This is a genomic window from Streptomyces sp. NPDC002520 (assembly GCF_053595235.1).
Genome location: NZ_JBSFXG010000007.1, coordinates 71930 through 96742 on the forward strand (window position 1 = coordinate 71930; position 24813 = coordinate 96742).

Sequence of the window (24813 nt, forward strand, 5' to 3'; positions counted from 1 at the left end):
TTTCGTGACCTTGTCGTGGGAACGCTCCCGAGTCACGAGGTGATTCCGCTGGGTGAGGACTTGGCGGCCGCCCGAGCCCCGGAGGACCGCACCGGGACCGGGAAGATCAACTGTCTGCCGAAGCGGCCATGTTCCCGATGCGGCGACTTGTTGTCGGTGCGGCGCCCTAGACTCGGAGAGCGATGAGCAGCCTCTTTGACGACAGCTTCCTGGCGGACCTCCAGACCCCTCGCGGGCATGAGGGGGAACCCCCGCCGCCGCCCGAGGACGATCATGCTCCGGAGCCGCTTCCGGACGATCTGTTCGGCGGGAAGTTCGACGTGCCGCCGGACCGGTGGGGGTCCCCCCGCTCGAGCGGAGCCGAGAGTGGGGGAGGGTACTACCGCGACGGCGCCCCCCGGCCCGCCCTCGACGCGGCGGCACTTCTGGAGGGGCTCAACGAGAACCAGCGCGCCGCGGTCGTCCACGCCGGCTCCCCGCTGCTCATCGTCGCCGGCGCCGGCTCCGGCAAGACCCGTGTGCTGACCCACCGCATCGCCCACCTGCTCGCCGAACGGAACGTGCACCCGGGCCAGATCCTCGCGATCACCTTCACCAACAAGGCCGCGGGCGAGATGAAGGAGCGCGTCGAGCAGCTCGTCGGCCCGCGCGCGAACGCGATGTGGGTCATGACCTTCCACAGCGCGTGCGTCCGCATCCTGCGCCGTGAGTCGAAGAAGCTCGGCTTCACCTCGTCCTTCTCGATCTACGACGCCGCCGACAGCAAGCGTCTGATGGCCCTGGTCTGCCGCGACCTGGACCTCGACCCCAAGCGCTTCCCGCCCAAGTCCTTCAGCGCCAAGATCAGCAACCTCAAGAACGAGCTGATCGACGAGGAGGACTTCGGCGCCCAGGCGACCGACGGCTTCGAGAAGACCCTCGCCCAGGCCTACGCGCTCTACCAGTCGCGGCTGCGCGAGGCCAACGCGCTCGACTTCGACGACCTGATCATGACGACGGTCAACCTGCTGCGCGCCTTCCCGGACGTCGCCGAGCACTACCGCCGCCGCTTCCGGCACGTCCTGGTCGACGAGTACCAGGACACCAACCACGCCCAGTACGCCCTGGTGCGCGAGCTGGTCGGCACGGGCGACCGCGCCTCCGAAGCCCCTCCGAACGAGTACGACCTCCCGCCCGCCGAACTGTGCGTCGTGGGTGACGCGGACCAGTCGATCTACGCCTTCCGGGGCGCGACCATCCGCAACATCCTCCAGTTCGAGGAGGACTACCCGAACGCGACGACGATCCTGCTGGAGCAGAACTACCGCTCCACGCAGACCATCCTGTCCGCCGCCAACGCGGTCATCGAGCGCAACGAGTCCCGCCGCCCGAAGAACCTGTGGACCAACGCCGGCCAGGGCGCGGGGATCGTCGGCTACGTCGCCGACACCGAGCACGACGAGGCCCAGTTCGTCGCCGACGAGATAGACCGCCTCACGGACGCGGGCGAGGCCAAGTCCGGCGACGTCGCCGTCTTCTACCGCACCAACGCCCAGTCCCGTGTCTTCGAAGAGGTCTTCATCCGCGTCGGCCTGCCCTACAAGGTCGTCGGCGGCGTCCGCTTCTACGAGCGCAAGGAGGTCCGGGACGTCCTGGCCTACCTGCGCGTCCTCGCCAACCCCGAGGACTCGGTGCCGCTGCGCCGCATCCTCAACGTCCCCAAGCGGGGCATCGGCGAGCGCGCGGAGGCGATGATCGACGCCCTCTCCCAGCGCGAGAAGATCAGCTTCCCGCAGGCGCTGAAGCGAGTGGACGAGGCATACGGCATGGCCGCGCGCTCCACCAACGCGGTCAAGCGGTTCAACACGCTGATGGAGGACCTGCGGACGATCGTGGAGTCCGGCGCCGGACCGGCGACCGTCCTGGAGGCCGTCCTCGAACGCACCGGCTATCTCGCCGAACTTCAGGCCTCCACCGACCCGCAGGACGAGACCCGCATCGAGAACCTCCAGGAACTCGCCGCCGTGGCCCTGGAGTTCGAGCAGGAGCGCGAGGAGGGGGAGCAGGGCACGCTGGCCGACTTCCTGGAGAAGGTCGCCCTGGTCGCCGACTCCGACCAGATCCCCGACGAGGACGAGGACGGCTCCGGTGTCATCACGCTGATGACCCTGCACACCGCCAAGGGCCTGGAGTTCCCGGTCGTCTTCCTGACCGGCATGGAGGACGGCGTCTTCCCGCACATGCGCGCCCTCGGCCAGACCAAGGAGCTGGAGGAGGAGCGGCGCCTGGCGTACGTCGGCATCACGCGCGCGCGGGAGCGGCTCTACCTCACGCGGTCGACGATGCGCAGCGCCTGGGGCCAGCCGTCGTACAACCCGCCCTCCCGCTTCCTGGAGGAGATCCCGCCGGCCCACGTCGCGTGGAAGCGGACCGGGGCGCCCGCGACCAAGTCCTCCGGTCCGACCTCCGGGATCGCCGCGTCGCTCTCCTCGTCCCGCTCGCGCTCGTCGGCGGCGGGCGCGTCCGGGTTCGCCACCCGGCGCGCCTCCGAGAAGCCGGTGGCCTCCCTGGCCGTCGGCGACCGGGTCACCCACGACCAGTTCGGGCTCGGCACGGTCGTCGCGGTGGCCGGCACGGACGACAAGGCCCAGGCCACGATCGACTTCGGGGACGGCAAGCCGAAGCGGCTGCTGCTGCGGTACGCGCCGGTGGAAAAGCTGTAGGGACAGCCGAACGACGTGAGCCCCCGCCGGGTGAGGCGGGGGCTCGCGTCGTCAGTTGCTCAGGTCGGGTCCAGACCGTGGCTGCGCAGCCACGGCAGCGGGTCCACGGCTGCTCCGCCCGCCGGTCGTACCTCGAAGTGCAGGTGCGGACCGGTGGAGTTGCCCGAGTTGCCGGAGTAGGCGACCGGCTCGCCGGCCTTGACGACCGTACCGGCGGCGACGCGGTAGCTGGAGAGGTGGCAGTACCAGGTCTCCGTGCCGTCCTTGGCCGTCACGATCATCATGTTGCCGTAGGCGCTGTTCCACTTCGTGGAGACGACGCCGTCGGTCGCGGACAACACGGTGGTGCCGTACGAGACGGGGAAGTCGATGCCCGTGTGCACGGACATCCAGTTCACACCCGCCTGCCCGAAGTAGGCGCTGAGCCCGCGCTGCAGGACCGGAAGCGCGAACTTGGGGCGCAGCCGCTCCTTGAGCGCGGCCTCCGCGGCGGCCTTCTTCTTCTCCAGCGCCTGCTGCGTCCTGAGGTCGATGCGCTCCTGCGTCCGGCTGGCCCGGTCGGCGAAGTCGTCGGCGCCCGCGGAGACCTTCTCGAGCTGGGTGTCCAGCTTGCTGTTGGCGACGGACGGCTTGACCGGCTGTGCGTCCGAGGCGGTGGCGTTGGTGTCCTTGCCGTCGTCGGTCAGGTGGCCGACGGAGGCGGCGGCGATCCCGGCGACCCCCATCACGCAGGCCGAGGGCACCGCGATGGTCAGCAGCGCGGAGCGCTTGGCAGGCGTACGGCGCCGGGAGCGCGAGGCGCTGCGCGAGCCCGCGGACCGCTCCGGAGCGGCCTCTTCCTGGTCGTCGAGCAGGTCGGGAACGGCGAGCGTCTCGCCCGTGGCGCCCAACTCGTCCTCTTCCAGGGCCGGCTCGGCGAAGTCCTCGTAGGAAGCGTTCTCGTAAGAAGCGTCCTCGTAGGGGGTGTGCTCGAAGGCGCCGGTCGCGTGCGGGTCGCCGACCTGCTCGAACGTGGCCGTGGCCGACTGGTCGAACGGTTCGGCAAGTTGCTCGTGCTCGACGGCCGTGCTGTCGGAGTTCCACTGCGTGGCGTCGTACGCGCCCGTGTCGACGGACTGGGCGTCCCAGTACCACTGCTGGGCCGGGTCCACGGCGGGGGCCTGCTCGGGCTGGAGCCAGGCGCTCGCGTCCCACTGGCCGCTGATGTCGTTCCCCGTGGGCTGCGCGGGCACCGTCCAGGCGGTGGCGTCGTACACGCCCGAGTCGTAGGCGGCATGGTGCTGGGCCGCGTACGGGTCGTAGGCGGCGTGGTGCTGGGCGGTGCCGGTCTGCCACTGCGTGGTGTCGTAGGAGCCGGTGGTCTGCGCTTCGCCCGGGAAGCCGCCGAAGAGCGGGTCGGTGTCGAAGGATCCGGTGCCGTTCGTGCCCGCCGCGGGACCGCCGGCGTCGTAACCGCCGTACGTGGTGAGGTCGTCGTAGTGGGCTTCCTGCGCTCCGTACGACGCGTAGTGCGCGGAGGAGGCGTCGGAAGCCGGACCCGGGGTGGTCATGGTCCCCGACGGGTGACGGTCGTTCACCAACTTCTCTTTCGCCTCGACAACAGGGGCTGCCAGAGCAGTGCGGTGACTGTACCCGGCGGTACGCGGGCGCGACAATCTTCGGCCGGTTTCGCGTGGACCGGAAACGGGCATTCGACCGTGTTTCGGGGGGTGGTGGACGCGAGTTTGCCCTTGTGTTCGATGAATGTTCGACGTCGGGCGAGTGCCGGACGGGTGCCTGCGGGGGGTCGGTGAGCCGTCGGCGGGCTGTCGGGCGGCATCGATTGACCGGTCCTCGGCGGGTATCCGCGACTGTCACGCAGGCACCGGGTGACTCTCAAGTCGGCATCCGGTGCCCGTGGGTCCGGCGCCCGTCGCCCCTCACGCCACCGTCAGACCACCGGTGAGCAGATCGTCGGGGTGCGGGGCGTCGAGGGCCTCGCGTATCCCGGCCGCGACGGCGGGGTGCACGGGCAGCGCGAGGTGTCCGATGCCGGACACCCGGACGTTCTGGGCGTCCAGGTCGGGATGGTCGATGCAGGCCGCCTCCAGCGGGTCCATCACGGAGTCCAGGTCGCTCCAGAAGCTGACGAACCGCGTACGGCAGCCGGGAGCGGGCAGGGCCAGTTCCTCCAGGACCTCCGAACCGGGGCGCATCTGCCGCACGATCGGGTGGGCGCTGGCCAGCGGTACCGCCCGGGTCCCGGAGTGCGGGGTGCCCAGCGTGACCAGGGTGCGTATCCGCAGGTCGCCGCCGAGGCACTGTGCGTAATAGCGCGCGATCAGGCCGCCGAGGCTGTGTCCCACGATGTCGATCCTGTCGCTGCCGGTGCGCTCGCAGATCTCCTCCACGTGCCGGCCCAGCAGTTCGGCTGCGGTGCGTATGTCGCAGGTCAGCGGAGAGTAGTTGAGCGACTCGACCCGCTGGCGGCCGTGCTGCACGAGGCTGCGGCGCAGCAGTACGAAGACCGAGCGGTTGTCGATGAAGCCGTGCAGCAGAACGACCGGGGGGCCGGGCGCCACGGGCAGCGGTGTGGTGCCGTCACGGCCCGGGAGCGCGGCCGGACGGCGTTCCTGGGTGAAACCGGTCGGATAGAGCAGCAGGTGCCCGGCGAGGATCGCGGCCTCGAGCGCGGTGGCCTTGAGGAGCGTCACGTACAGAGAGGCCAGTCTGCCGGGCCACAGGCGCCGGCAGATCGGGAGGAAGAGTGGCAGTACCCCGGTGACCTTCATTGGCCGACCTCCTGTCGGCACACGGAGAGGCGGCTCCGTCCCCTGTGTGCCCTCATGTCCCACCGTGTGATTTCCCCCTCGCCGCACACCGTAAAACCGCCGGTTGATGGATGCTGGAGATAACGTTCGTTCACTTGCCGACGGGTGGCGGAACGTGCCATATGTGCGGTACTTGTCGGTACGGCGGGAGCACTCGCTTCCGCGGTCGCTTGATGGAGGCAGTGATGGGTGTGGCAGCCGGTCCGATCCGCGTGGTGGTGGCCAAGCCGGGGCTCGACGGCCACGATCGCGGGGCCAAGGTCATCGCGCGGGCCCTGCGCGACGGTGGCATGGAGGTCATCTACACCGGGCTTCACCAGACCCCGGAACAGATCGTCGGCACGGCCATCCAGGAGGACGCCGACGCGATCGGGCTGTCCATCCTGTCCGGCGCGCACAACACCCTCTTCGCCGCCGTCATCGACCTCCTCAAGGAGCGCGACGCGGCGGACATCCTCGTCTTCGGCGGCGGCATCATCCCGGAGGAGGACATCCCGCCGCTGAAGGAGAAGGGCGTCGCGGCGATCTTCACGCCCGGGGCGACGACCGCGTCGATCGTGGAGTGGGTCCGCGAGAACGTGCGTCAGCCGGCGGCGTCCGGGGGCTGAGCGTCGGTCGGGCGTGGGCCGCCGGTGTCGGGCGGGGTCAGCTCCTCGGCCATCGTCGCGCGCAGGCGCAGCGTGGTGACGAGGCGCTGGAAGGCCTCCGCCCAGTAGCCGCCCGCGCCGGGTGACGCGTCCTCCCGTTCGTCGGGTATCGCCAGCAGGCCGTCGAGGCGGGCGGCCTCCGACGGGTCCAGGCACCGCTCGGCCAGGCCCAGCACGCCGCTGAAACTCCAGGGATAACTGCCCGCGTCCCGCGCGATGTTCAGGGCGTCCACGACCGCTCGGCCCAGCGGGGCCGTCCAGGGCACCGCGCACACCCCGAGCAACTGGAAGGCCTCCGACAGGCCGTGGGTGGCGATGAACCCGGCCACCCACGCCGCCCGTTCGCCCGGCTCCAGTGTGGCCAGCAGCTTGGCCCGCTCGGCGAGGGACACCGCGCCGGGACCGCCCGCCTCCGGCGCCGACGGTGAACCGAGCAGCGCCCTCGACCACGCGGTGTCCCGTTGCCGCACCGCAGCCCGGCACCAGGCCGCGTGCAGCTCGTTCTGCCAGCCGTCCGCCACCGGCAGATCCACGATCTGCTCGGGCGTGCGCCCGCCGAGCCGGTCCGGCCAGGTGGTCAGCGGCGCCGCCTCCACCAGCTGGCCCAGCCACCAGGACCGTTCGCCGCGGCCCGCCGGCGGATTGGCCGTGACGCCGTCCCGCTCCATGCCCGGGTCGCATTCGTGCGGTGCTTCGACGACGATCGCGGGGAAGTCCCCTGTACGGTCGACGGCGACGCACGCCCCGGCCCGCACCGCCATCCGCCCGGCCAGCGCGGACTTGGGCAGCGCGGACAGCAACTCGGCCGCCGTGGCCCGGACGTTACGGCTGCGGTCGGCCAACGCCTGCTCCAGGAAGGGCTCGTCCTCGGCGGACAGGCCCGTGCGCAGCGAGTCCAGGAACATCAGCCGGTCCTCCGCCCGCTCCGTGGCCCAGGTCGCGGCCAGCAGCTCGCGCGCGAGCGGAGGCGTACGGGCCCGCAGCGCGGCCAGCAGAGCGACCCGCTCGGCGAACAGCCCTTCCTGCCACAACCGTTGGACCGCCTGGGCGTCCTCGGGGTCCGGCAGTGCCGTGCCACCGCCGGGTGCCGAGCGCTGGGCGAACCGCCAGTCCGTGTTCAGCCTCGCCAGCCACAGCGCACGCGGTCCTGCGAACGTCAGCGCCGCCGGCCGCAGGTCCGTGCGGCCCCGGGCGGCGTCCAGCAGCGCCGGCAAGGCCTGAGGGGGAGCCGCGTAGCCGTGCGCGTTGGCTGCCGCGAGCCACTGCGGCAGCAGCTCCATGAGGTCCGGCGAGCTGCCCCGCCTGCCGCCGCCACCGGACCGGTCCGCCAGCAGCAACGCCAGCCTGCGTGCCGCCGCGTCGGGCAGCGCCGGCCGCGGATCCTCCGGAGCCGGCTCCGGCCGCCGCGCCGCCCGCCCGGCACGGAGCCCGGCCCGCCGTCGTACGACCGCGACAGCGGCGGCGTCCAGCAGGGCGACCGGGGCTTCCCGCCCGGTCGCGGCACTGGCCGGGGGGCGCCTGTCGGTGCCGAGGAGGGCGGTGGTGACCAGGTCTTCCCAGAGCGAGGAGGCGGGCAGGCGGGGCTCGTTCGTGGCCGTCGAGGGGGGCGGAGCTGTCGGGGTCCCGTGCACGAGGTTCCCTTCCGTCGGAGTTGCCGGGGCGGGCTGGTGGGTCAGGTCAGCGATATCGGGGCGCCCGTGGTCCGGGGCCAGGCGGTGAGCGGGGTGAAGCCGCGATGCCCGCACTCGCCGAAGACCCTGACGGGGGCGCCGCCGGAGAGCGCGACCAGGCGCCACAGGCCCGGCCGCGAGCGGGCGGACGGGGTGAGAGGCAGCGCCGAATCCGCCGTGCCGTCGGCCAGTTGCCAGGAGTCGGGCTCCTCGTCCGGCTGCGGTACGACCGCTTCCAGGGTGACCGGGACCGAGTCCAGCCACGGGTCCTCGCGCAGAGCCTCGCCGTAGCGGGCCGCCGCCTGGGCCGTGGTCAGGCCGGGCGGACGCGTCGCGGTGGGCGTGGGCGGTGCGTGCTGCTCGCCGAGCGCGGCCCGTAGCTGACCGGCGCCCGGGAAGACGGACAGGTCCGCGTCCAGGGCCAGACCGGCCGGCAGGGACAGCTCGGGCGCCCGCCCGGCCGCGCCGTAGGAAAGGAGCAGCCGCGTCTCGCCCGACTCGGTGCCGTGCAGCCAGATGCGGCGGGTCGTCAGTTTCGGGTCCACCGTGTCGTACTGGGCGAGCACCAGCCAGCGGTCGCGGACCGGCGGGCCGTCCGCCGAGGAGGGCAGGCCGAGCCGGGAGCGGACCGTCGCCGCGAGGGCGTCAGGCAGCCCGTCACGCCGCAGCCAGCCCTGGTCGAGCAGGTGCAGCAGCGCGCACTCCTCCAGGAGCCGGGCCGGCCAGCCCGGACCGGACGCCGGGATCGCCCCCAACTCCCGCACCCGCGTGGCCAAACCGGGGGCCTGTGCGTCGACCATGCGGGCCGCCGTCTCCTCCCACAGGCCGTATCCCGCCTGCTCGGCGGAGGCCAGGCCGCCACGCAACAGGTCGGCCAGGCGCTGCTCCAGCTCCGTCGCGCCCGCCGTGACCCGCTCGGCCCGCCGCTCCGCCCGGCGCCGCGCCGCCTCGGGGTCTGCGGCGGCGGACGGTGAACTCCCGCCGCCCTCCGACCGTTTGCTCTCCGTCCGCTCGCGTCTGCCGGCGAGCCACTGCTCGGCCCAGTCCGGTGGCTCCGCCACCTCGGGCACCGCGTCGTCCCCGCCCGCCCAGAGCAGCAGCAGCCCGAGCGCGTGCTTGCACGGGAACTTCCGGCTCGGACAACTGCACTTGTACGCGGGCCCCGCCGCGTCCGCGAGGTCCACCACCGTCTGGTACGGCTTGCTGCCACTGCCCTTGCACAGTCCCCACACCGTCCCCTCCGCGCGACTGCCCGCCCCGGACCACGGCCCGGCCGTGCCCAGTTTGCTTCCCGCTTTGCGCGACGCGGCGTCAGGTGCCAGTGCCAGCACCTGGTCCGCACTCCAGCGCACCCCCTGCTGAGTCATGCCAACGACGGTAGATCCCCCCACTGACAATCGGCCTTACGAGCGCGTTCGTGCAGGTCAGAGTGATTGTCAGTGGCGTGGTGCACGGTGGATGCCAGATCTCGAACCGGCCGAGCTGGAGGGGGCCTCAGCCATGACTGTTGCCGTGGAACCGACGACCGCCGAACCGAACCCGAACCAGGCACCGCAAGCGTTGCGACCGCACGCCGAGCACGCCTTCGCGGCCGAACTCGCCGCGCTCGCCGCCCAGGACGACCGCCCTCGCCCGGCCCGCTGGAAGCTGTCGCCGTGGGCGGTGGCGACGTACCTGCTCGGCGGCACCCTGCCGGACGGCACGGTGATCACACCCAAGTACGTGGGCCCGCGCCGCATCGTCGAGGTCGCCGTCACCACCCTCGCCACCGACCGCGCCCTGCTCCTGCTCGGCGTGCCCGGCACGGCCAAGACCTGGGTGTCCGAGCACCTCGCGGCCGCCGTCAGCGGCGACTCGACCCTGCTGGTGCAGGGCACCGCGGGCACCCCGGAGGAGGCCATCCGCTACGGCTGGAACTACGCACAGCTGCTCGCGCACGGACCCAGCCGCGACGCCCTCGTACCCAGCCCCGTCATGCGCGCCATGTCCGAGGGCATGACCGCCCGTGTGGAGGAACTGACCAGAATCCCGGCCGACGTCCAGGACACCCTGATCACGATCCTGTCCGAGAAGACCCTGCCCATCCCCGAGCTGGGCCAGGAGGTGCAGGCGGTGCGCGGCTTCAACCTCATCGCCACCGCCAACGACCGCGACCGCGGCGTCAACGACCTCTCCAGCGCGCTGCGCCGCCGCTTCAACACCGTGGTGCTCCCGCTGCCGGAGAGCCCCGAAGCCGAGGTCGACATCGTCACACGCCGCGTCGACCAGATCGGCCGCTCTCTGGACCTGCCGGCCGCGCCCGACGGCATGGACGAGATCCGCCGCGTCGTCACCGTCTTCCGCGAGCTCCGCGACGGCATCACCGCGGACGGCCGGACCAAGCTGAAGTCGCCGAGCGGCACCCTGTCCACCGCCGAGGCGATCTCCGTCGTCACCAACGGCCTCGCCCTGGCCGCCCACTTCGGCGACGGAGTGCTGCGCGCCGCGGACGTCGCCGCCGGCATCCTCGGCGCCGTCGTCCGCGACCCGGCCGCCGACCGCGTCATCTGGCAGGAGTACCTGGAGACCGTCGTCCGCGAGCGCGACGGCTGGACGGACTTCTACCGGGCCTGCCGGGAGGTGAGCGTGTGAGCGTCGACGAGTCCCCGCGGGGAAGCGGGGAGCAGCCTCTCAGGGGCGAGGCGTACGCCTCCGGACCGCTGTTGCTCGGCGTCCGGCACCACGGTCCCGGCTCCGCGCGCGCGGTGCGAGCGGCCCTGGACGCCGCGCGGCCCGCCGTCGTCCTCATCGAGGGACCGCCCGAGGCCGATCCGCTGATCCCGCTCGCCGCCGACCCCGGCCTGAGGCCCCCGGTTGCCCTGCTCGCCCACGCCGTGGACGAGCCCGGCCGCTCGGCCTTCTGGCCGCTGGCCGAGTTCAGCCCCGAATGGGTCGCCGTCCAATGGGCCCTGGAGCACCACGTCCCGGCCCGCTTCATCGACCTGCCCGCCACGCACACGCTCGCGTGGGAGACCGAGACGCAGACGCCGCCCGGGACGGACGGCGAGGCAGGGGAGTCGCCGGACGCGGGTGCCGAGGGCCGGCCCGACGGTGAGGGCGCTCGGGGCGGGTCCGGCCCTGGGCGGGACCCGGACACGGACGCTGCGGGTGGACCCGAGCACGACCACGACCCGCGTGTCGATCCGCTCGCCGTGCTCGCCGAGGCCGCCGGGTACGACGATCCCGAGCGCTGGTGGGAGGACGTCGTCGAGCACCGGGGGCCGGGGCTGCGGGACCCGTTCGCGCCGTTCGCCGCGCTGGAGGAGGCCATGGGGGCGCTGCGGGAGCGGTACGGCGTCGGCGGGCGGCGGCGCGACCTGGTGCGCGAGGCCCATATGCGGCTTCAAGTGCGCGCGGCACGCAAGGAGTTCGGGGACGAGGTGGCGGTGGTGTGCGGGGCGTGGCACGTTCCCGCGCTGCGCGAGAGGACGACCGTCACGGCGGACCGGGCCCTTCTCAAGGGGCTGCCCAAGGCCAGGACCGACCTGACCTGGGTGCCCTGGACGCACCGCAGGCTGGCCCGCTCCAGCGGCTACGGCGCGGGGATCGACGCGCCCGGTTGGTACGCGCATCTGTTCCGGGCACCGGACCGGCCGGTCGAGCGGTGGCTGACCAAGGTGGCGGGACTGCTGCGCGAGGAGGATCGGATCGTGTCCTCCGCGCACGTCATCGAGGCTGTGCGGCTGGCCGAGACCCTCGCGGTGATGCGCGGCCGCCCGCTGCCCGGCCTGGGCGAGACCACCGACGCCGTGCGCGCGGTGATGTGCGAGGGCTCGGACGTCCCGCTGTCCCTGGTCTACGACCGACTGGTGGTCGGGGACGTGCTGGGGGAGGTGCCGGAGGCGGCGCCGGCGGTGCCGTTGCAGCGCGACCTGGCCCGGGAGCAGCGCCGGCTGCGGCTCAAGCCCGAGGCGCTCGAGCGGGAGCTGGAGCTGGACCTGCGCAAGGACACCGACACCGGCCGCAGCAGGCTGCTGCACCGGCTGCGGCTGCTCGGCGTCGGCTGGGGCGAGCCCGCGCGGTCGCGGGAGAGCACGGGCACGTTCCGGGAGACCTGGCGCCTGCGCTGGGAGCCGGAGTTGTCCGTGCGGGTCGCCGAGGCCGGGGTGTGGGGGACCACCGTGCTCGCCGCGGCGACGGCCAAGGCCGAGGCGGACGCCACCGGGGCACGCGCCCTCGCCGACGTCACCGCGCTCGCCGAACTGTGCCTGCTGGCCGGGCTGCCGGACGCGCTGCCCCTGGTGATGCGGGCGCTCGCCGACCGGGCGGCCCTCGACACCGACGTCGGTCACCTGGCCCAGGCCCTGCCCGCCCTGGTCCGCTCCCTGCGCTACGGCGATGTACGCGGCACCGACACCGGCGCGCTGGCCGGCGTCGCCGCGGGCCTCGCCGAGCGGGTCTTCGTCGGACTGCCCCCGGCCTGCGCCGCGCTCGACACCGAAGCGGCGCAGGAGATGCGCGGCCACGTGGACGCCGTGCACGGCGCGGTGGGCCTTCTGGCCGAGACCCTGACCGGCGCCTCGGCCGCCGCACACGGCGACCTGCGCGCCCGCTGGCGCTCCGTGCTGCGGACCCTGGCCCTGCGGGACTCCGTGCCGGGCGTCGTACGAGGGCGCGCGGTACGGCTCCTGCTGGACGACGGCGAGTTGGGGTCCCACGAGGCGGCACGGCTGATGGGCCTGGTGCTGTCGCCGGGGACGCCGCCCGCCGACGCGGCCGCGTGGATCGAGGGGTTCGTCGGCGGCGGGGGCGGGATGCTGCTGGTGCACGACGGACGGCTGCTCGGTCTGGTCGACGCGTGGCTGACCGGCGTGCCCGCGGAGGCGTTCACGGACGTACTGCCGCTGCTGCGGCGCACCTTCTCGGCGTACGAGCCCGGGGTGCGCAGAACCCTCGGCGAACTGGTGCGGCGCGGCCCGGGAAGCGGTACCGGCCCGGCGGGCCGGGCGAGCGGCCTGCCCGGCTTCGCGGCGGAACCGGACACCGGACGCGCCGACGCCGTCATGCCGGTGCTGCGCCTGCTGCTCGGGCCGGACGCGTGCGCGGTCCGAGAGGCGGCGGTCCGAGGGGCGGCGGTCCGAGGGGCGGCGGTCCGAGGGGCGGCGGTCCGAGGGGCGGCGGTCCGAGAGGCGGCGGACCGGAAGCCGACGCCGGTGGCGACTGACGACAACAGCTATGCGGGGGTGGGCACATGACAACCGAACCGATTCCGGCCGAACCAAGTCCGGCCGTGCCGAGTCCGACCCTGTCGGGGCCGGCTCGAACGGGTCGGGCGGAGACCGGCGGCGACCCCGCGCAGGAGCGGCTGCGACGCTGGCGGCTCGTGCTCGGCGGGGACCAGGCCGACGGCACCGGATGCGCGCTGTCGGGCCGGGACGCGGCGATGGACGGGACGCTGGCCGCGCTGTACGGCAAGGCGGACAAGGCGCAGACGGGCCGGGACCGTTCGGCGGGGCTCGGCGCGTCGGCGCCGTCCGTGGCGCGCTGGCTCGGAGACATCCGCACCTACTTCCCCTCGTCCGTCGTCCAGGTCATGCAGCGCGACGCCATCGACCGGCTCGGACTGGCCTCGCTGCTGCTGGAGCCGGAGATGCTGGAGGCGGTCGAGGCGGACGTGCACCTGGTCGGCACGCTGCTCTCGCTCAACAAGGCGATGCCGGAGACGACGAAGGAGACGGCACGGGCGGTCGTGCGCAAGGTGGTCGAGGACCTGGAGAAGCGGCTCGCGACCCGCACCCGGGCCACGCTCACCGGCGCCCTGGACCGCAGCGCCCGGGTCAGCCGGCCGCGTCACCACGACATCGACTGGAACCGCACCATCGCGGCGAACCTCAAGCACTACCTGCCCGAGTACCGCACGATCGTGCCGGAACGGCTCATCGGGTACGGGCGGGCCGCGCAGTCCGTGAAGAAGGAGGTCGTTCTCTGCATCGACCAGTCAGGGTCGATGGCGGCCTCCGTGGTCTACGCGTCCGTCTTCGGGGCGGTGCTCGCCTCCATGCGGTCGATCGACACGCGGCTGGTCGTGTTCGACACGGCGGTCGTCGACCTCACCGACCAGCTGGACGACCCGGTCGACGTCCTCTTCGGCACCCAGCTCGGCGGCGGCACGGACATCAACAGGGCGCTGGCGTACTGCCAGTCGCAGATCACCCGCCCCGCCGAGACGGTGGTCGTCCTGATCAGCGACCTGTACGAGGGCGGCATACGCGACGAGATGCTCAAGCGGGTCGCGGCGATGAAGGCGTCCGGCGTGCAGTTCGTGGCGCTGCTCGCGCTGTCCGACGAGGGGGCGCCCGCGTACGACAGGGACCACGCGGCCGCGCTCGCCGCGCTCGGGGCACCGGCCTTCGCCTGCACCCCGGATCTGTTTCCCGAGGTGATGGCGGCGGCGATCGAGAAGCGGCCGTTGCCGATACCGGACACAGCATGACAGCACACGGAAAAGGGGACATGAGTACTCATCGGTAACAGCGGGCTTGCGCAACCTCGGGCGTCCCGTGCGAGGATCGACGCCGCCCCGCGTCGTGCTCCGTCGCAGTTCCGCCGCACGGGAGGAATCACCCCCTGTTGACCTTGCCGGCCACCCTTTTCGGCACCACCGTGCGCGTGTTGCGTACGGCGGCTGGACGGCGTGCCCTGCAACTGGTCCTGCTGGTGGGCGGTTTGTTCCTGCTCGGCTTTCTCTGCGGGGAGCAGGCGCACGCGGCCGAGGGGACACCCACGGCACCGGTGGCGTCCGTGGCGCCCGTGAGCGGGCTGCTGTTGGAGACCGGGCACTCGAGCACCTCGGGCGGCACCGAGGCCGTACCGGGCTCGCGCAACACCGCTCAGGGATCGGTCGGCGACGCCACACGCGGTTCGGGCGCCGGCGCCGGGCAGGCTGTGGCCGATTCCGCGCGGGACACCGGCAACTCCGTACGGGCGGCGACCGAACACGTCGTCACCCCCGTCCTTGCCGTCACCGAGCGGGCGGTCACGCCCGTGCGGACGGTGGCCGACACGACGACCCGTTCCCTCGACGGGATCCAGGCGGAGGTTCCGGACCCGTCCGGCCGGCCCGAGCTGGATGCGCCGGGGCTTCCCGAGGTGTCCGAGCCGCCGGTGCTGGAACTGCCGGTGCCGGTGCCGGTCGGCCCCGAGCCCCTCCCTCGGGAGCACGGCGGCGGCACGCCGTACCCGCCCGCCTCGGTGGGCGACAGCCACCCGGGCGGCCACGCGAAATCCCGTACCGGCGTTGCGGCCGCACCGCCGTCCGCCGCGCCGGGACCGTTCGCGCCCCTGATGTCGAGCCTCCTCGCGCTCCCGGCAGCCCACCGCGTGGGCGCCCCCGTCGACGCTTCCGGCAGCCCCGTGCCGGCGCCCACCGGAGACCCGGAGGGCGCACTCGGCAAGCAGGCCGCCGACGGGACGTCGTTCCGTCACGGTGACGCGCACGCTGTCACCCTCGCCGACCGGGCGCCGCTGCGGCTCGTGCCCGGTGCCGCCGCGCTCGTCGACGCGCCGCACACCCGGGAACGGCACCGGGACATCCCGGTCTTCCCCGGCTAGGCAGCCGGGCCGACCTCCCCCGCGACGGATCTGTCGTGCGGGCCCGCCGCGGGCCTGTCGCGCGGGGGCGTAACAGGTCTGCCCGCCTCCGCCCCCTCCGTCCGGACGCCCCGCCACCCCTGTGGCTCGTCGTCGTTCCGGCCCGCCACTTCCGTGCCCCCGTGCCCCCGGGCGCCCTTTGGCCCTCAGGCCCTTTGGCCCTCCGGCCCTCAGGCCCTGTGGCTCCCAGGCCCTGGCTCTCCGGCCCTTGGCCCCCCGGCGTTCCCCGGACGGAAACCCCAAGCCGTTTCCGAAGCCGTTTCCGAAGGACTTGACACACATGAACAAGAACATTCGTCGTTCGATCGTGATAGCCGCCGGTGTCACCGGTGCCTGGGCGCTCGGCTCGGCCGTGGCCAGCGCCGACGAACTGGCCACGCCGGCCGTCACCGCACCGGACGCCACCCCCGCCGGCACCTCCCTCACGGGCACCCTCACCGACACGGTCGACGGCGTCCTCACCGACGTCCACGACACCGTGTCCGGCGTGACGGGCACGGCCACCTCGACCGTCTCGGACCCGGTCACCGCGGTGGGGCAGAAGGCGCGGAGCGCCGAGGGCGCCGTCTCCGACCAGCACCGTCGTTACGTCGAGGGGAACACCATGGCCGGCGCGAAGGTCAGGGGCGGCGAGGCGATCACCGGCGCCCGTGCCGCACGCGCCGCCCAGGCGCAGGACCGGGCCACCCACATCACCGCCCAGGCGGCCCACACGGCCCACACGGCCCACACCGCCCACACGGCCGACCAGGTCACCCGGACGGCCGAAGACCACCTCTCCGTCCACGTCTCCGCCCACGTCTCCACGCCGTCCCCGCGGGACGCGCAGAGCGAGATCGACTACCTCTTCGGGCCCCTCTCCACCTTCGCCCCGGAGGTCGAGCAGGCGCTGGCCGCCGCTCAGACCAAGCTCCAGGCCACCCAGGCGGCGGCCCGGATGCGGGCCGAGGGCGTCCAGGGCGCCGTTCGGACGACGGCCCAGCAGACCGTCGCCGGGGCCAAGAGCCGGACCGTCGGCGCGGTGAGCGCGGCGCAGGGCGGGGCGGCCGTGGCGCAGGGCACGGCGGCGCGGGTGGCCGGCGCGGCCGAGGCCTCCGTCGCAGGCGTGCCCGCGCACCTCACCGGCACGGCGGGCGGCGCCGCGCAGCGCGTCGTCGGCACGGTGCAGTCCGTGCCGGGCACGGTCACGCCGGTCGTCCAGGAGACGACGGCTGCCGCGGTCCCGCCGCTGGCCTCCGCCGCCGTCTCCGGCGTCCTGCCGGTCGCCGGCCACACGGTCGGGGGTGTCGCCCCCACCGCGGGCCACGCGGTCGCGGGTGTGCACGGCACTGCCTCTGCCGCCGTGACGGGCCTCGAGGGGGCCGTCACGGAGACGGTGACGGGCGTCCTGCCCACCGCCGGGTACGCGGTCGCCGGCGTCCACGCCACCGCCACGGGCGCGGTGACCAGCGCGCAGGGCACCGTCACGGGTGCGTTCGCGGGCGTGGACCGGACCGCCGGGGACGCCGTGGCCCATGTCCGCGCCCTCGCGGCGGACGCCGCGGCCGACCTGCACGGGGTCACCACGGGCGTCGGTGGCGGCGTGAGGGGTCTCGCGGGCGGCGCTGTGACCGATGTCCACGGCACCGCCACGGGCGCCGCGGCGGGCCTCCAGGGCGTCGCCACGGGCACCGGCGGCGAGGCGCACGCAGTCGCCGCCGGCGCTCTCGGCGATGTGCACGGCACGGTCGCCGGTGCCCTCGGTGACGTGCACGGGCTCGCCGGCGGGGTGTTCGCGTCCGTGCCGCCGTACGCCACCGGTCTGGTCGGGCAGGTCGCGTACGACGCCACGGACGCCGTGCTGCCGCCGGTCGCCGGCACGGCTGTGCACGGGGTCGCGCCGGTCGCCGGGCAGGCGGTCGCGGACGCGGGGACGCTCGCGTACGGCGTGGCCGGTGATGTGACGCCGTTCGCGGGCGGTGTCGCGGGCGCGGTTCCGCCGCTGGCGCACGGGGTGACCGGGCAGACCGGTGCCTTCGCGCACGGGGCGGCCGGGCAGGTGTCGCCGTTCGCCGAGGGTGTGACCGGTGCGGTGCGGCCCGTCGTGGATCAGGTGACCGGTGTCGTACGGCCGGTCGTGGACACGGCCGTCGGGACCGTGCGGCCGGTCGTGGACGGTCTCGCCGGCAGCGCGAGCGGACTGGCCTACGGCGTGACCGGCAGCGCGAGCGGACTGGCGTACGGCGTGACCGGCACGGCCCACGATCTCGCGTACCGGTACGGCGCGCAGGACGCGCACCAAGGCATCAGCCACCTGGGCATCGACCACCTGGGCGTCAGCCACCAGAGCATCGACCACCTGGGCATCAGCCACCAGGGCATCAGCCACCAGGACATCGACCACCTGGGCGACCACCTGGGCACCGATCACCAGGTCTGAGCGTCCTATCGGGGCTGAGCGCCCCTGACGCATCCGCGGGGCCGCCGGGCCCGGACGGCCGAATGCCGTCGGACCGTCCGGCCGGCTCCCCGCGGAGGGGCGGGTGGTCCCCATTGGGGTGGGGATCAACCGCCCCGGGTCCCCAAGGGCCCGACCAGAGGCCTCACCGGGTCAACCCCAGCCCGGTGAGGCCTCGCCCGTCCCCGGTCACCCTCCCGGTCACCCTCCCCGGTCACCCAGCGGTCGCCCGCCCGGTCGTCACCGGACCATCGTCCCCGGGCCACCCACCCAGATCGCGGCACGCTGTGCCATGGATTCCGGCATCATGTGACAGGTATCACCGCTCGTGTGTGACCCTCGATTTAGGGGCGCCCCTCAAGCGGCGATAACCTGCGAGACGGACATGCCGCGCGCTCGGTCACCGTGTGCGCCTCCCTAGTGACAGCGGACGTCACGTTGCCCTTCGCGGCACGCCCACGCATCCAACGAACCGCGAGATCACTGATAGGGACGGAAGCGCGTGGACCTGTTCGAGTACCAGGCGAGGGACCTCTTCGCCAAGCACGATGTACCGGTGCTGGCCGGTGAAGTCATCGACACGCCTGAGGCGGCGCGCGAGATCACCGAGCGGCTGGGCGGCAAGTCCGTCGTCAAGGCGCAGGTGAAGGTCGGTGGTCGTGGCAAGGCCGGTGGCGTCAAGCTGGCCGCGTCCGCGGACGAGGCCGTCGCCCGTGCGACGGACATCCTCGGCATGGACATCAAGGGCCACACGGTCCACAAGGTCATGATCGCCGAGACCGCCCCGGAGATCCTCGAGGAGTACTACGTCTCCTTCCTCCTCGACCGTGCCAACCGCACCTTCCTCTCCATCGCCTCCGTCGAGGGCGGCATGGAGATCGAGGAGGTGGCGGCCACCCGCCCGGAGGCCGTCGCCCAGACGCCGATCAACCCCATCGACGGGGTCGACGAGGCGAAGGCCCGCGAGATCGTCGCCGCCGCCAAGTTCCCGGCCGAGGTCGCCGACCAGATCGCGAACGTCCTCGTCAAGCTGTGGGACACCTTCATCAAGTCGGACGCCCTCCTCGTCGAGGTCAACCCGCTCGCGAAGGTCGCCTCGGGCGAGGTCATCGCCCTCGACGGCAAGGTGTCGCTCGACGACAACGCCGAGTTCCGCCACGACTGGGACGAGCTGCACGACAAGGCCGCGGCCAACCCGCTCGAGGCCGCCGCCAAGGAGAAGAACCTCAACTACGTCAAGCTCGACGGTGAGGTCGGCATCATCGGCAACGGCGCGGGTCTCGTCATGAGCACCCTGGACGTCGTCGCGTACGCCGGTGAGAACCACGGCAACGTCAAGCCCGCCAACTTCCTGGACATCGGCGGTGGCGCCTCCGCCCAGGTCATGGCGAACGGCCTGGAGATCATCCTCGGCGACCCCGACGTCAAGTCGGTGTTCGTGAACGTCTTCGGCGGCATCACCGCCTGCGACGAGGTCGCCAACGGCATCGTGCAGGCCCTGAAGCTCCTCGAGGACCGGGGCGAGAACGTCACCAAGCCGCTGGTCGTCCGTCTCGACGGCAACAACGCCGAGCTCGGCCGGCAGATCCTCACGGACGCGAACCACCCGCTGGTGCAGCGCGTCGACACCATGGACGGCGCGGCCGACAAGGCCGCCGAGCTGGCCCACGCCGCCAAGTAAGCACTCAGGACGAGGACACAACACACCATGGCTATCTGGCTCAACAAGGACAGCAAGGTCATCGTCCAGGGCATGACCGGCGCCACGGGCATGAAGCACACCAAGCTCATGCTCGGTGACGGCACCAACGTCGTGGGCGGCGTGAACCCGCGCAAGGCGGGTCAGAAGGTCGACTTCGACGGCACCGAGGTACCGGTCTTCGGCACCGTCAAGGAGGCCATCGAGGCCACCGGCGCCAACGTCTCCGTCATCTTCGTGCCGGAGAAGTTCACCAAGGACGCGGTCGTCGAGGCCATCGACGCCGAGATCCCGCTTGCCGTCGTCATCACCGAGGGCATCGCCGTGCACGACACGGCCGCCTTCTGGGCGTACGCCGGCAAGAAGGGCAACAAGACCCGCATCATCGGCCCGAACTGCCCCGGCATCATCACCCCGGGCCAGTCGAACGTCGGCATCATCCCGGGCGACATCACGAAGCCGGGCCGCATCGGCCTGGTCTCGAAGTCCGGCACGCTGACCTACCAGATGATGTACGAGCTGCGTGACATCGGCTTCTCGACCGCCGTCGGCATCGGTGGCGACCCGATCATCGGCACCACGCACATCGACGCACTGGCCGCGTTCCAGGACGACCCCGACACCGACCTGATCGTCATGATCGGTGAGATCGGTGGCGACGCCGAGGAGCGTGCGGCCGCGTTCATCAAGGAGAACGTGACCAAGCCGGTCGTCGGTTACGTCGCGGGCTTCACCGCCCCCGAGGGCAAGACCATGGGCCACGCCGGCGCCATCGTCTCCGGCTCCTCCGGCACCGCCCAGGCCAAGAAGGAGGCCCTCGAGGCCGCGGGCGTCAAGGTCGGCAAGACGCCGACCGAGACGGCCAAGCTCGCCCGCGAGATCCTCAGCGCCTGAGCGCCTGAGCGCCCTGGCTGAACGCCGGTAGGCCCGCCCCGTTCCCTGGGGCGGGCCTGCCGACGTTTCCGTTCCGTCCGAGGCCGCGTGAGGCTGCGGCAGCCCTACGGCAGGCAGTACCGCGACCCCGCGGGTGCGCGGGGAACCGCGCGACCGGCCACATGGGACCCGCACCCGAGGACCGGCCGCACCCTCACGGCGGCCCCCGGAAACCTCAGCGCGCCGTTGGAGCAACCCGTTCCGGACCGCTCCCCGCCTCCCCTCGCAGCTTGGTCCGCAGGGCCACCTCGCCCGGGGACAGCGGCCCCATGGCCGGAGGTACCGGCACCCCGCGGACGGCCTGGGCCGGAGCGATCGGCGGTTCGTAGTGCGTCGGCGCCGTCCGCAGCGTCAGCGTCGTCGCCCCGATGATCGTGACGGTGAACGCGATGGCCGCCCGCGTCCAGAACACGTTCCGGCGTTCACCCACGGTCCGCACCGCTTTCGGCCTGGCCGCGCGCGGCCGCTCCGTGGAGGCCAGTTCGGCCAGCCTCCGGTGCAGCGCGGCGGGGTCGGCCAGCTCCGGGACATGCGCGGCCACGACCTCCCGCGCCCGGGTCAGCCGTCCGGCGGCGGCCGGCGTGCTCGCCTCCGTCTCCGCCGCCGTCTCGGGCAGGTCGAGCCCGACACCGTCGTACAGCACGAGCGTGCGCCGGTACGACGGCGGCAGCGTGAGCAGCGCGTTCAGCAGGGCGTGGTCGGCGGGATCGGCGGGAGGCGGCTCGGGGGAGCGGTAACGGGGACGGAAGCGGTGCCACGGCGAGAGCGCGTACTCGTACGCCGTCGCCCGCACCCATCCGGCCGGGTCCCGGTCCCGGGCCACCTCCGGCCAGCGCTGCCAGGCCAGTTGGAAGGCCCGCTCCACGGCTTCCCGGGCCAGCTCGCGCCGCCCGGTGAGGAGGTAGCTCTGGCGTACGAGCGCGGGTGCGCAGAACGCGTACAGCGCGTCGAATGCCTGATCGGGGGTCAGCGTGGGCAGCTCGGGCGGCGCCTCGGGCCGGGGAGAACGTTTCTTTGGACCTTCCGCGATCACCGCCCCCCGGCTCGCCGCTCCCTGACCCTCCGGCGGCCGCGCGAGCGTGGCGAGCAGGCGGGCGTACGCGTCGGCCAGGGGGCCGCCCGGGACGCTCTTCCCTCGCTCCCACGCGCGGACCGTCGCGCGGCGGACGCCGAGCCGCGCAGCGACCTGAGCCTGCGTCAGCGACCCGGACTCTCGCAGGCGTCGGCGTTCCTTCGGCGGTGGCAGCGGACTGGAGGTGCTCTGCGTCACGATTCACCCCTCCGAGAGAAAAAGTACATAAGCATATATTCAGCGACACATCGGTGGTTCGCGTGTTACGCCGGGAAAGCGCGTGTCGTTGGGAGCATGGCGGGCGTGATCCAGCTGACCGCTCGCCGCTCACCGTCGTCGTCGCCCCTGCTGACCCGGATGCGCGACCGTTCGCCCGGGTTCGCCGCGAGCCTGATGGACGGAGTGCTCGCGGCCGGGCTCGGGCTCGGTTCTTTCGCGGCGCTCGTGACGGTGCTGTGGGTCAGTTCGCCGTACCCCGACAGCGGTCCGGGCAGCGCGCTGCACATGGCCACCGCGCTGTGGCTGCTGGCGCACGGCGTGGAACTCGTGCGCACCGACACGCTCTCCGGCACGCCGATGCCCGTCGGCGTGACCCCGCTGCTGCTGCTCGCGCTGCCGGTGTGGCTGCTGTACCGGGCGGGGCGGGACGCGACGGACGCGCACGGCGGACCCTACGCACTCGACGGACCCGACGGCCCCCCACCGGTCCCGGCGCGCACGGCGTGGACGGGCGTCGTCCTCGGCTACCTCGGCGTCGGCACCACGGTCGCGCTGTACTGCTCCGGCGGCGAACTCCGGCCGGAGTGGGGATGGGTGACGACATGTCTGCCGATCGTGGCCGCGGGCGCGGCGGGGGCCGGCGTATGGTCGGCGCACGGCCGCCCGCGCGAGCCGTTGCCGGGTCTGCCGCCGATGCTGCCGGGGCCGGTGCGGCGGCTGGTTTCCGAGGGCGACGCGCGGGCGTGGCTGGGTACGGCCGTCCGGGCCGCCGGGGCCGGCGCGTCGGTGCTGGCCGGGGGCGGTGCGCTGCTGCTCGCGGTGTCGCTCGTGTGGCACGGTGACGCCGTACGGGCCGCCTTCCTGCAGCTGACGGAGGGCTGGACCGGGCGGTTCGCGGTCCTGCTCCTCGGCGTCGTACTGATCCCCAACGCGGCGGTGTGGTCGGCCTCCTACGCCCTCGGCCCCGGATTCGCCCTCGGCACCGGGCACACGGTCGACCCGCTCGCCTCCCACCCCGCCCCGCTCCTGCCCCCGTTCCCGCTGCTCGCGGCGGTACCGGACGCGGGCGCCGGAACCCCGCTCAACTGGGCGGCGGCCCTGGTGCCGGTGGCGGCCGGGGTGACGGTGGCGTGGTTCGTGGCACGGGGAGCCGTGGGACGAAAGGCGCCGGGAGGACGATGGCGGCGGGCGAAGCAAGGGGAGCCGGGGACACCGGGGAACCAGACCGGACCGGCCCGCTCGGCACCCGCCTCGGCCCACTCGGCAGCCGCCCCACCGCGCTCGGCAGCCACCTTCACCGACTCGGCGCATTCGGCGGACGCCCCGGCCCACTGGTCGGCCGGCCGGACCGCCGGCGTGCTGGCCCTGGCCGCACTGCTGTGCGCGGCGCTCCTCACTCTGCTCGCCATGCTGGCGGGCGGCCCGTTGGGCGTGGCCGCACTGTCCCGTTTCGGACCGCCCGCGTGGCGGACCGGTGGAGCGGCGGGACTCTGGACCGCGGTGATCGGCCTGCCCGTCACGCTGACGGTACGGGCGTGGCGGCTGCGGCGCCTGCGGCCCCGGAACGCGGTCCCGGCGCAGGGGACGGAGCCCGAGGGCAGGGCCGGGCGAAAGGCCCGCAGGGCGGCGAACAGGGCGGCGAAGAAGGCGGCGAAGCAGACGGCCAAGGCGGTCAGGGCGGCCGCGAAGGCCTCCTCGACGGCCGCGACTACGGCCACCGGAGAGTACGGGGCGCAGGGCATGGCCACGACGACGGCGAACGGCTACCCGTCGAAACAGGCCTCAGGGGCGTCGGCCGACGCCCCGTCGCACCAGGTGCTCGCGCCCCTCGCCCCCGAGTCCGCCGAGGAGGACCTGTACGACTTCCTCCCGGCCGACGACCCGTTCCCGCCCGCCTGGGAGCACGACGACCTCTCCCGCGCCTCCCGCTGGGCGGCCCTGCGCGAGACCGCGACGGCCCCGGAGACCCATGAGCCGGACCTCCCGCCCGACCGGCCCCCGCTCCCGGAACCCTCACCACCCGGAGACGCCCACCATGACGCCCACCATGACGTCCACGACCCGGCCACACCGCCGGAGCCGCCGAAGTGAGCCGTCACCCGGGCGCTCTCCGGAGGCCGAGACACCGCGCCCCACAGGTCCGGGCGCGGTTCCTGTCAGCTGTTGCCGACGCCCAGCATCCCTCGCAGCCCCTTCGGCAGAAGCTGGTCGCAGGACTGCTTGGCCTCGTGGGTGAGGGCGTCGCCGACGCAGGTGTAGTAGTCGCGGTAGACCATCTGGACGGTGAAGACCGAGCCCACCAGGGTCAGGGTCAGGCAGGCCGCGAGCAGGCCGCCGACGGCTGCCGTCGTCTGCGGGCGGGGGCCCTGGGGCGCGGCGGGGGCGTCCGGGTCGGCGGGGCGGGGCTTGGCGCGCAGGGCGCTGATGCCCCAGTACAGGGCGAGCGCGCCGAGCAGCAGGGCCACGTATGTCCAGCCGAACAGCACGAAGAAGACGCCCCACATGCCGGACAGCAGCGCGTACCGGGCGCGCCGCTGGGCCGGGTCGGTCGGGTCCCAGCGCATGCCGGGCCCGCCCGGTCCCTGCCCCTCGGGGCCGCCGCCGGGCCGCTCGCCGAAGCCGCCGGGGGAGCGGCCGGGCTGCTGGTCGCTCCACCGGCTGCCCCACGGGGCACCGCCGCGCGGGCCGTCCGCCGGGCCGGAGCCGGCGGAGCCCTCGGGGTGCCGCGGCTGCCACGGCTGGTCGGGGCTGCCCTCCGGCGGAGGCGCGAACGGGTTGTCGGCCGGCTGCTGACCGCCGCGCCCGTCGCCGTCCCGCCCGCCGGGCGGCGCCTCGGGCGGCGAGGCCGGCCGCTCCCTGAGCAGCACGGCACCACGCTCGACTCCCTCGGCCGGGAGCGACGGGAACGTGAGGAGTCGCAAGCTGCGATCGGGCATCAAAAGAGCGTCTTCCCCTAGGTGAATACGGCTGTCGCACATGAGCTTCCACCCCGTGA

16 protein-coding genes are annotated in these 24813 nt (G+C 73.4%); 10 read left to right on the forward strand and 6 right to left on the reverse strand.

Annotated elements, in window-relative coordinates; all coding sequences use genetic code 11:
- The first annotated feature begins 182 nt into the window (after positions 1-182).
- The gene (gene pcrA / locus ACWD5D_RS12855; RefSeq protein WP_451372693.1) at positions 183-2702 is read left to right on the forward strand and encodes a DNA helicase PcrA; all 2520 of its coding nucleotides are present in this window, start codon (positions 183-185) and stop codon (positions 2700-2702) included.
- 59 nt (positions 2703-2761) lie between these two features.
- Here the strand turns inward: pcrA and ACWD5D_RS12860 are convergent, their stop codons facing one another.
- Both ACWD5D_RS12860 and ACWD5D_RS12865 read right to left on the reverse strand, forming a co-directional pair.
- Entirely contained in the window at positions 2762-4279 is a 1518-nt protein-coding gene (locus ACWD5D_RS12860; protein ID WP_451372694.1) for a M23 family metallopeptidase, read from the reverse strand.
- Between the two features lie 342 nt (positions 4280-4621).
- Positions 4622-5473 carry an esterase/lipase family protein gene (locus ACWD5D_RS12865; RefSeq protein ID WP_451372695.1) on the reverse strand — a complete coding sequence of 284 codons (852 nt, stop codon included), beginning with the start codon at positions 5471-5473 and terminating at the stop codon, positions 4622-4624.
- Between the two features lie 224 nt (positions 5474-5697).
- Here ACWD5D_RS12865 and ACWD5D_RS12870 point away from each other — a divergent pair, with 224 nt between their 5' ends.
- Positions 5698-6120 (forward strand): cobalamin B12-binding domain-containing protein, encoded by a 423-nt coding sequence (locus ACWD5D_RS12870; RefSeq protein WP_451372696.1) that lies wholly within the window; start codon positions 5698-5700, stop codon positions 6118-6120.
- On the opposite strand, the gene ACWD5D_RS12875 is transcribed toward ACWD5D_RS12870, so the two are convergent.
- Positions 6096-7736 carry a DUF5691 domain-containing protein gene (locus tag ACWD5D_RS12875; protein ID WP_451372866.1) on the reverse strand — a complete coding sequence of 547 codons (1641 nt, stop codon included), beginning with the start codon at positions 7734-7736 and terminating at the stop codon, positions 6096-6098. The genes ACWD5D_RS12870 and ACWD5D_RS12875 overlap by 25 nt on opposite strands.
- 95 nt (positions 7737-7831) lie before the next feature.
- Positions 7832-9196: an SWIM zinc finger family protein gene (locus ACWD5D_RS12880; RefSeq protein WP_451372697.1), complete on the reverse strand. Its 1365-nt coding sequence runs from the start codon at positions 9194-9196 to the stop codon at positions 7832-7834.
- A gap of 133 nt (positions 9197-9329) precedes the next feature.
- On the opposite strand from ACWD5D_RS12880, the gene ACWD5D_RS12885 reads away from it, so the two are divergent.
- The 7 genes from ACWD5D_RS12885 to sucD all read left to right on the forward strand — a co-directional run bounded on the left by ACWD5D_RS12885 (position 9330) and on the right by sucD (position 20488).
- Entirely contained in the window at positions 9330-10460 is a 1131-nt protein-coding gene (locus ACWD5D_RS12885; protein WP_451372698.1) for an ATP-binding protein, read from the forward strand.
- A gap of 68 nt (positions 10461-10528) precedes the next feature.
- Complete coding sequence (locus tag ACWD5D_RS12890; RefSeq protein ID WP_451372867.1) at positions 10529-13063, forward strand: DUF5682 family protein; 2535 nt, start codon at positions 10529-10531, stop codon at positions 13061-13063.
- Positions 13060-14301 (forward strand): VWA domain-containing protein, encoded by a 1242-nt coding sequence (locus tag ACWD5D_RS12895; RefSeq protein ID WP_451372699.1) that lies wholly within the window; start codon positions 13060-13062, stop codon positions 14299-14301. Before ACWD5D_RS12890 ends, ACWD5D_RS12895 begins: the two co-directional genes overlap by 4 nt.
- Positions 14302-14444: 143 nt before the next feature.
- Positions 14445-15419: a hypothetical protein gene (locus ACWD5D_RS12900; RefSeq protein WP_451372700.1), complete on the forward strand. Its 975-nt coding sequence runs from the start codon at positions 14445-14447 to the stop codon at positions 15417-15419.
- 319 nt (positions 15420-15738) lie between these two features.
- Positions 15739-17877, forward strand: a complete 2139-nt coding sequence (locus ACWD5D_RS12905) for a hypothetical protein (RefSeq protein WP_451372701.1) — start codon at positions 15739-15741, stop codon at positions 17875-17877.
- 520 nt (positions 17878-18397) lie between these two features.
- The gene (sucC, locus tag ACWD5D_RS12910; RefSeq protein ID WP_451372702.1) at positions 18398-19576 is read left to right on the forward strand and encodes an ADP-forming succinate--CoA ligase subunit beta; all 1179 of its coding nucleotides are present in this window, start codon (positions 18398-18400) and stop codon (positions 19574-19576) included.
- Between the two features lie 27 nt (positions 19577-19603).
- Positions 19604-20488 (forward strand): succinate--CoA ligase subunit alpha, encoded by an 885-nt coding sequence (sucD, locus tag ACWD5D_RS12915; protein ID WP_361227799.1) that lies wholly within the window; start codon positions 19604-19606, stop codon positions 20486-20488.
- A gap of 214 nt (positions 20489-20702) precedes the next feature.
- Here sucD and ACWD5D_RS12920 read toward each other — a convergent pair whose 3' ends face one another.
- Positions 20703-21797, reverse strand: coding sequence for a helix-turn-helix domain-containing protein (locus tag ACWD5D_RS12920; protein ID WP_451372703.1), 1095 nt, complete (start codon positions 21795-21797; stop codon positions 20703-20705).
- Positions 21798-21893: 96 nt separating this feature from the next.
- Between ACWD5D_RS12920 and ACWD5D_RS12925 the strand changes: the two genes are divergently transcribed.
- Positions 21894-23909, forward strand: coding sequence for a cell division protein PerM (locus ACWD5D_RS12925; RefSeq protein WP_451372704.1), 2016 nt, complete (start codon positions 21894-21896; stop codon positions 23907-23909).
- Between the two features lie 65 nt (positions 23910-23974).
- Here the strand turns inward: ACWD5D_RS12925 and ACWD5D_RS12930 are convergent, their stop codons facing one another.
- Positions 23975-24754 (reverse strand): hypothetical protein, encoded by a 780-nt coding sequence (locus ACWD5D_RS12930; protein WP_451372705.1) that lies wholly within the window; start codon positions 24752-24754, stop codon positions 23975-23977.
- Positions 24755-24813: the final 59 nt, after the last annotated feature.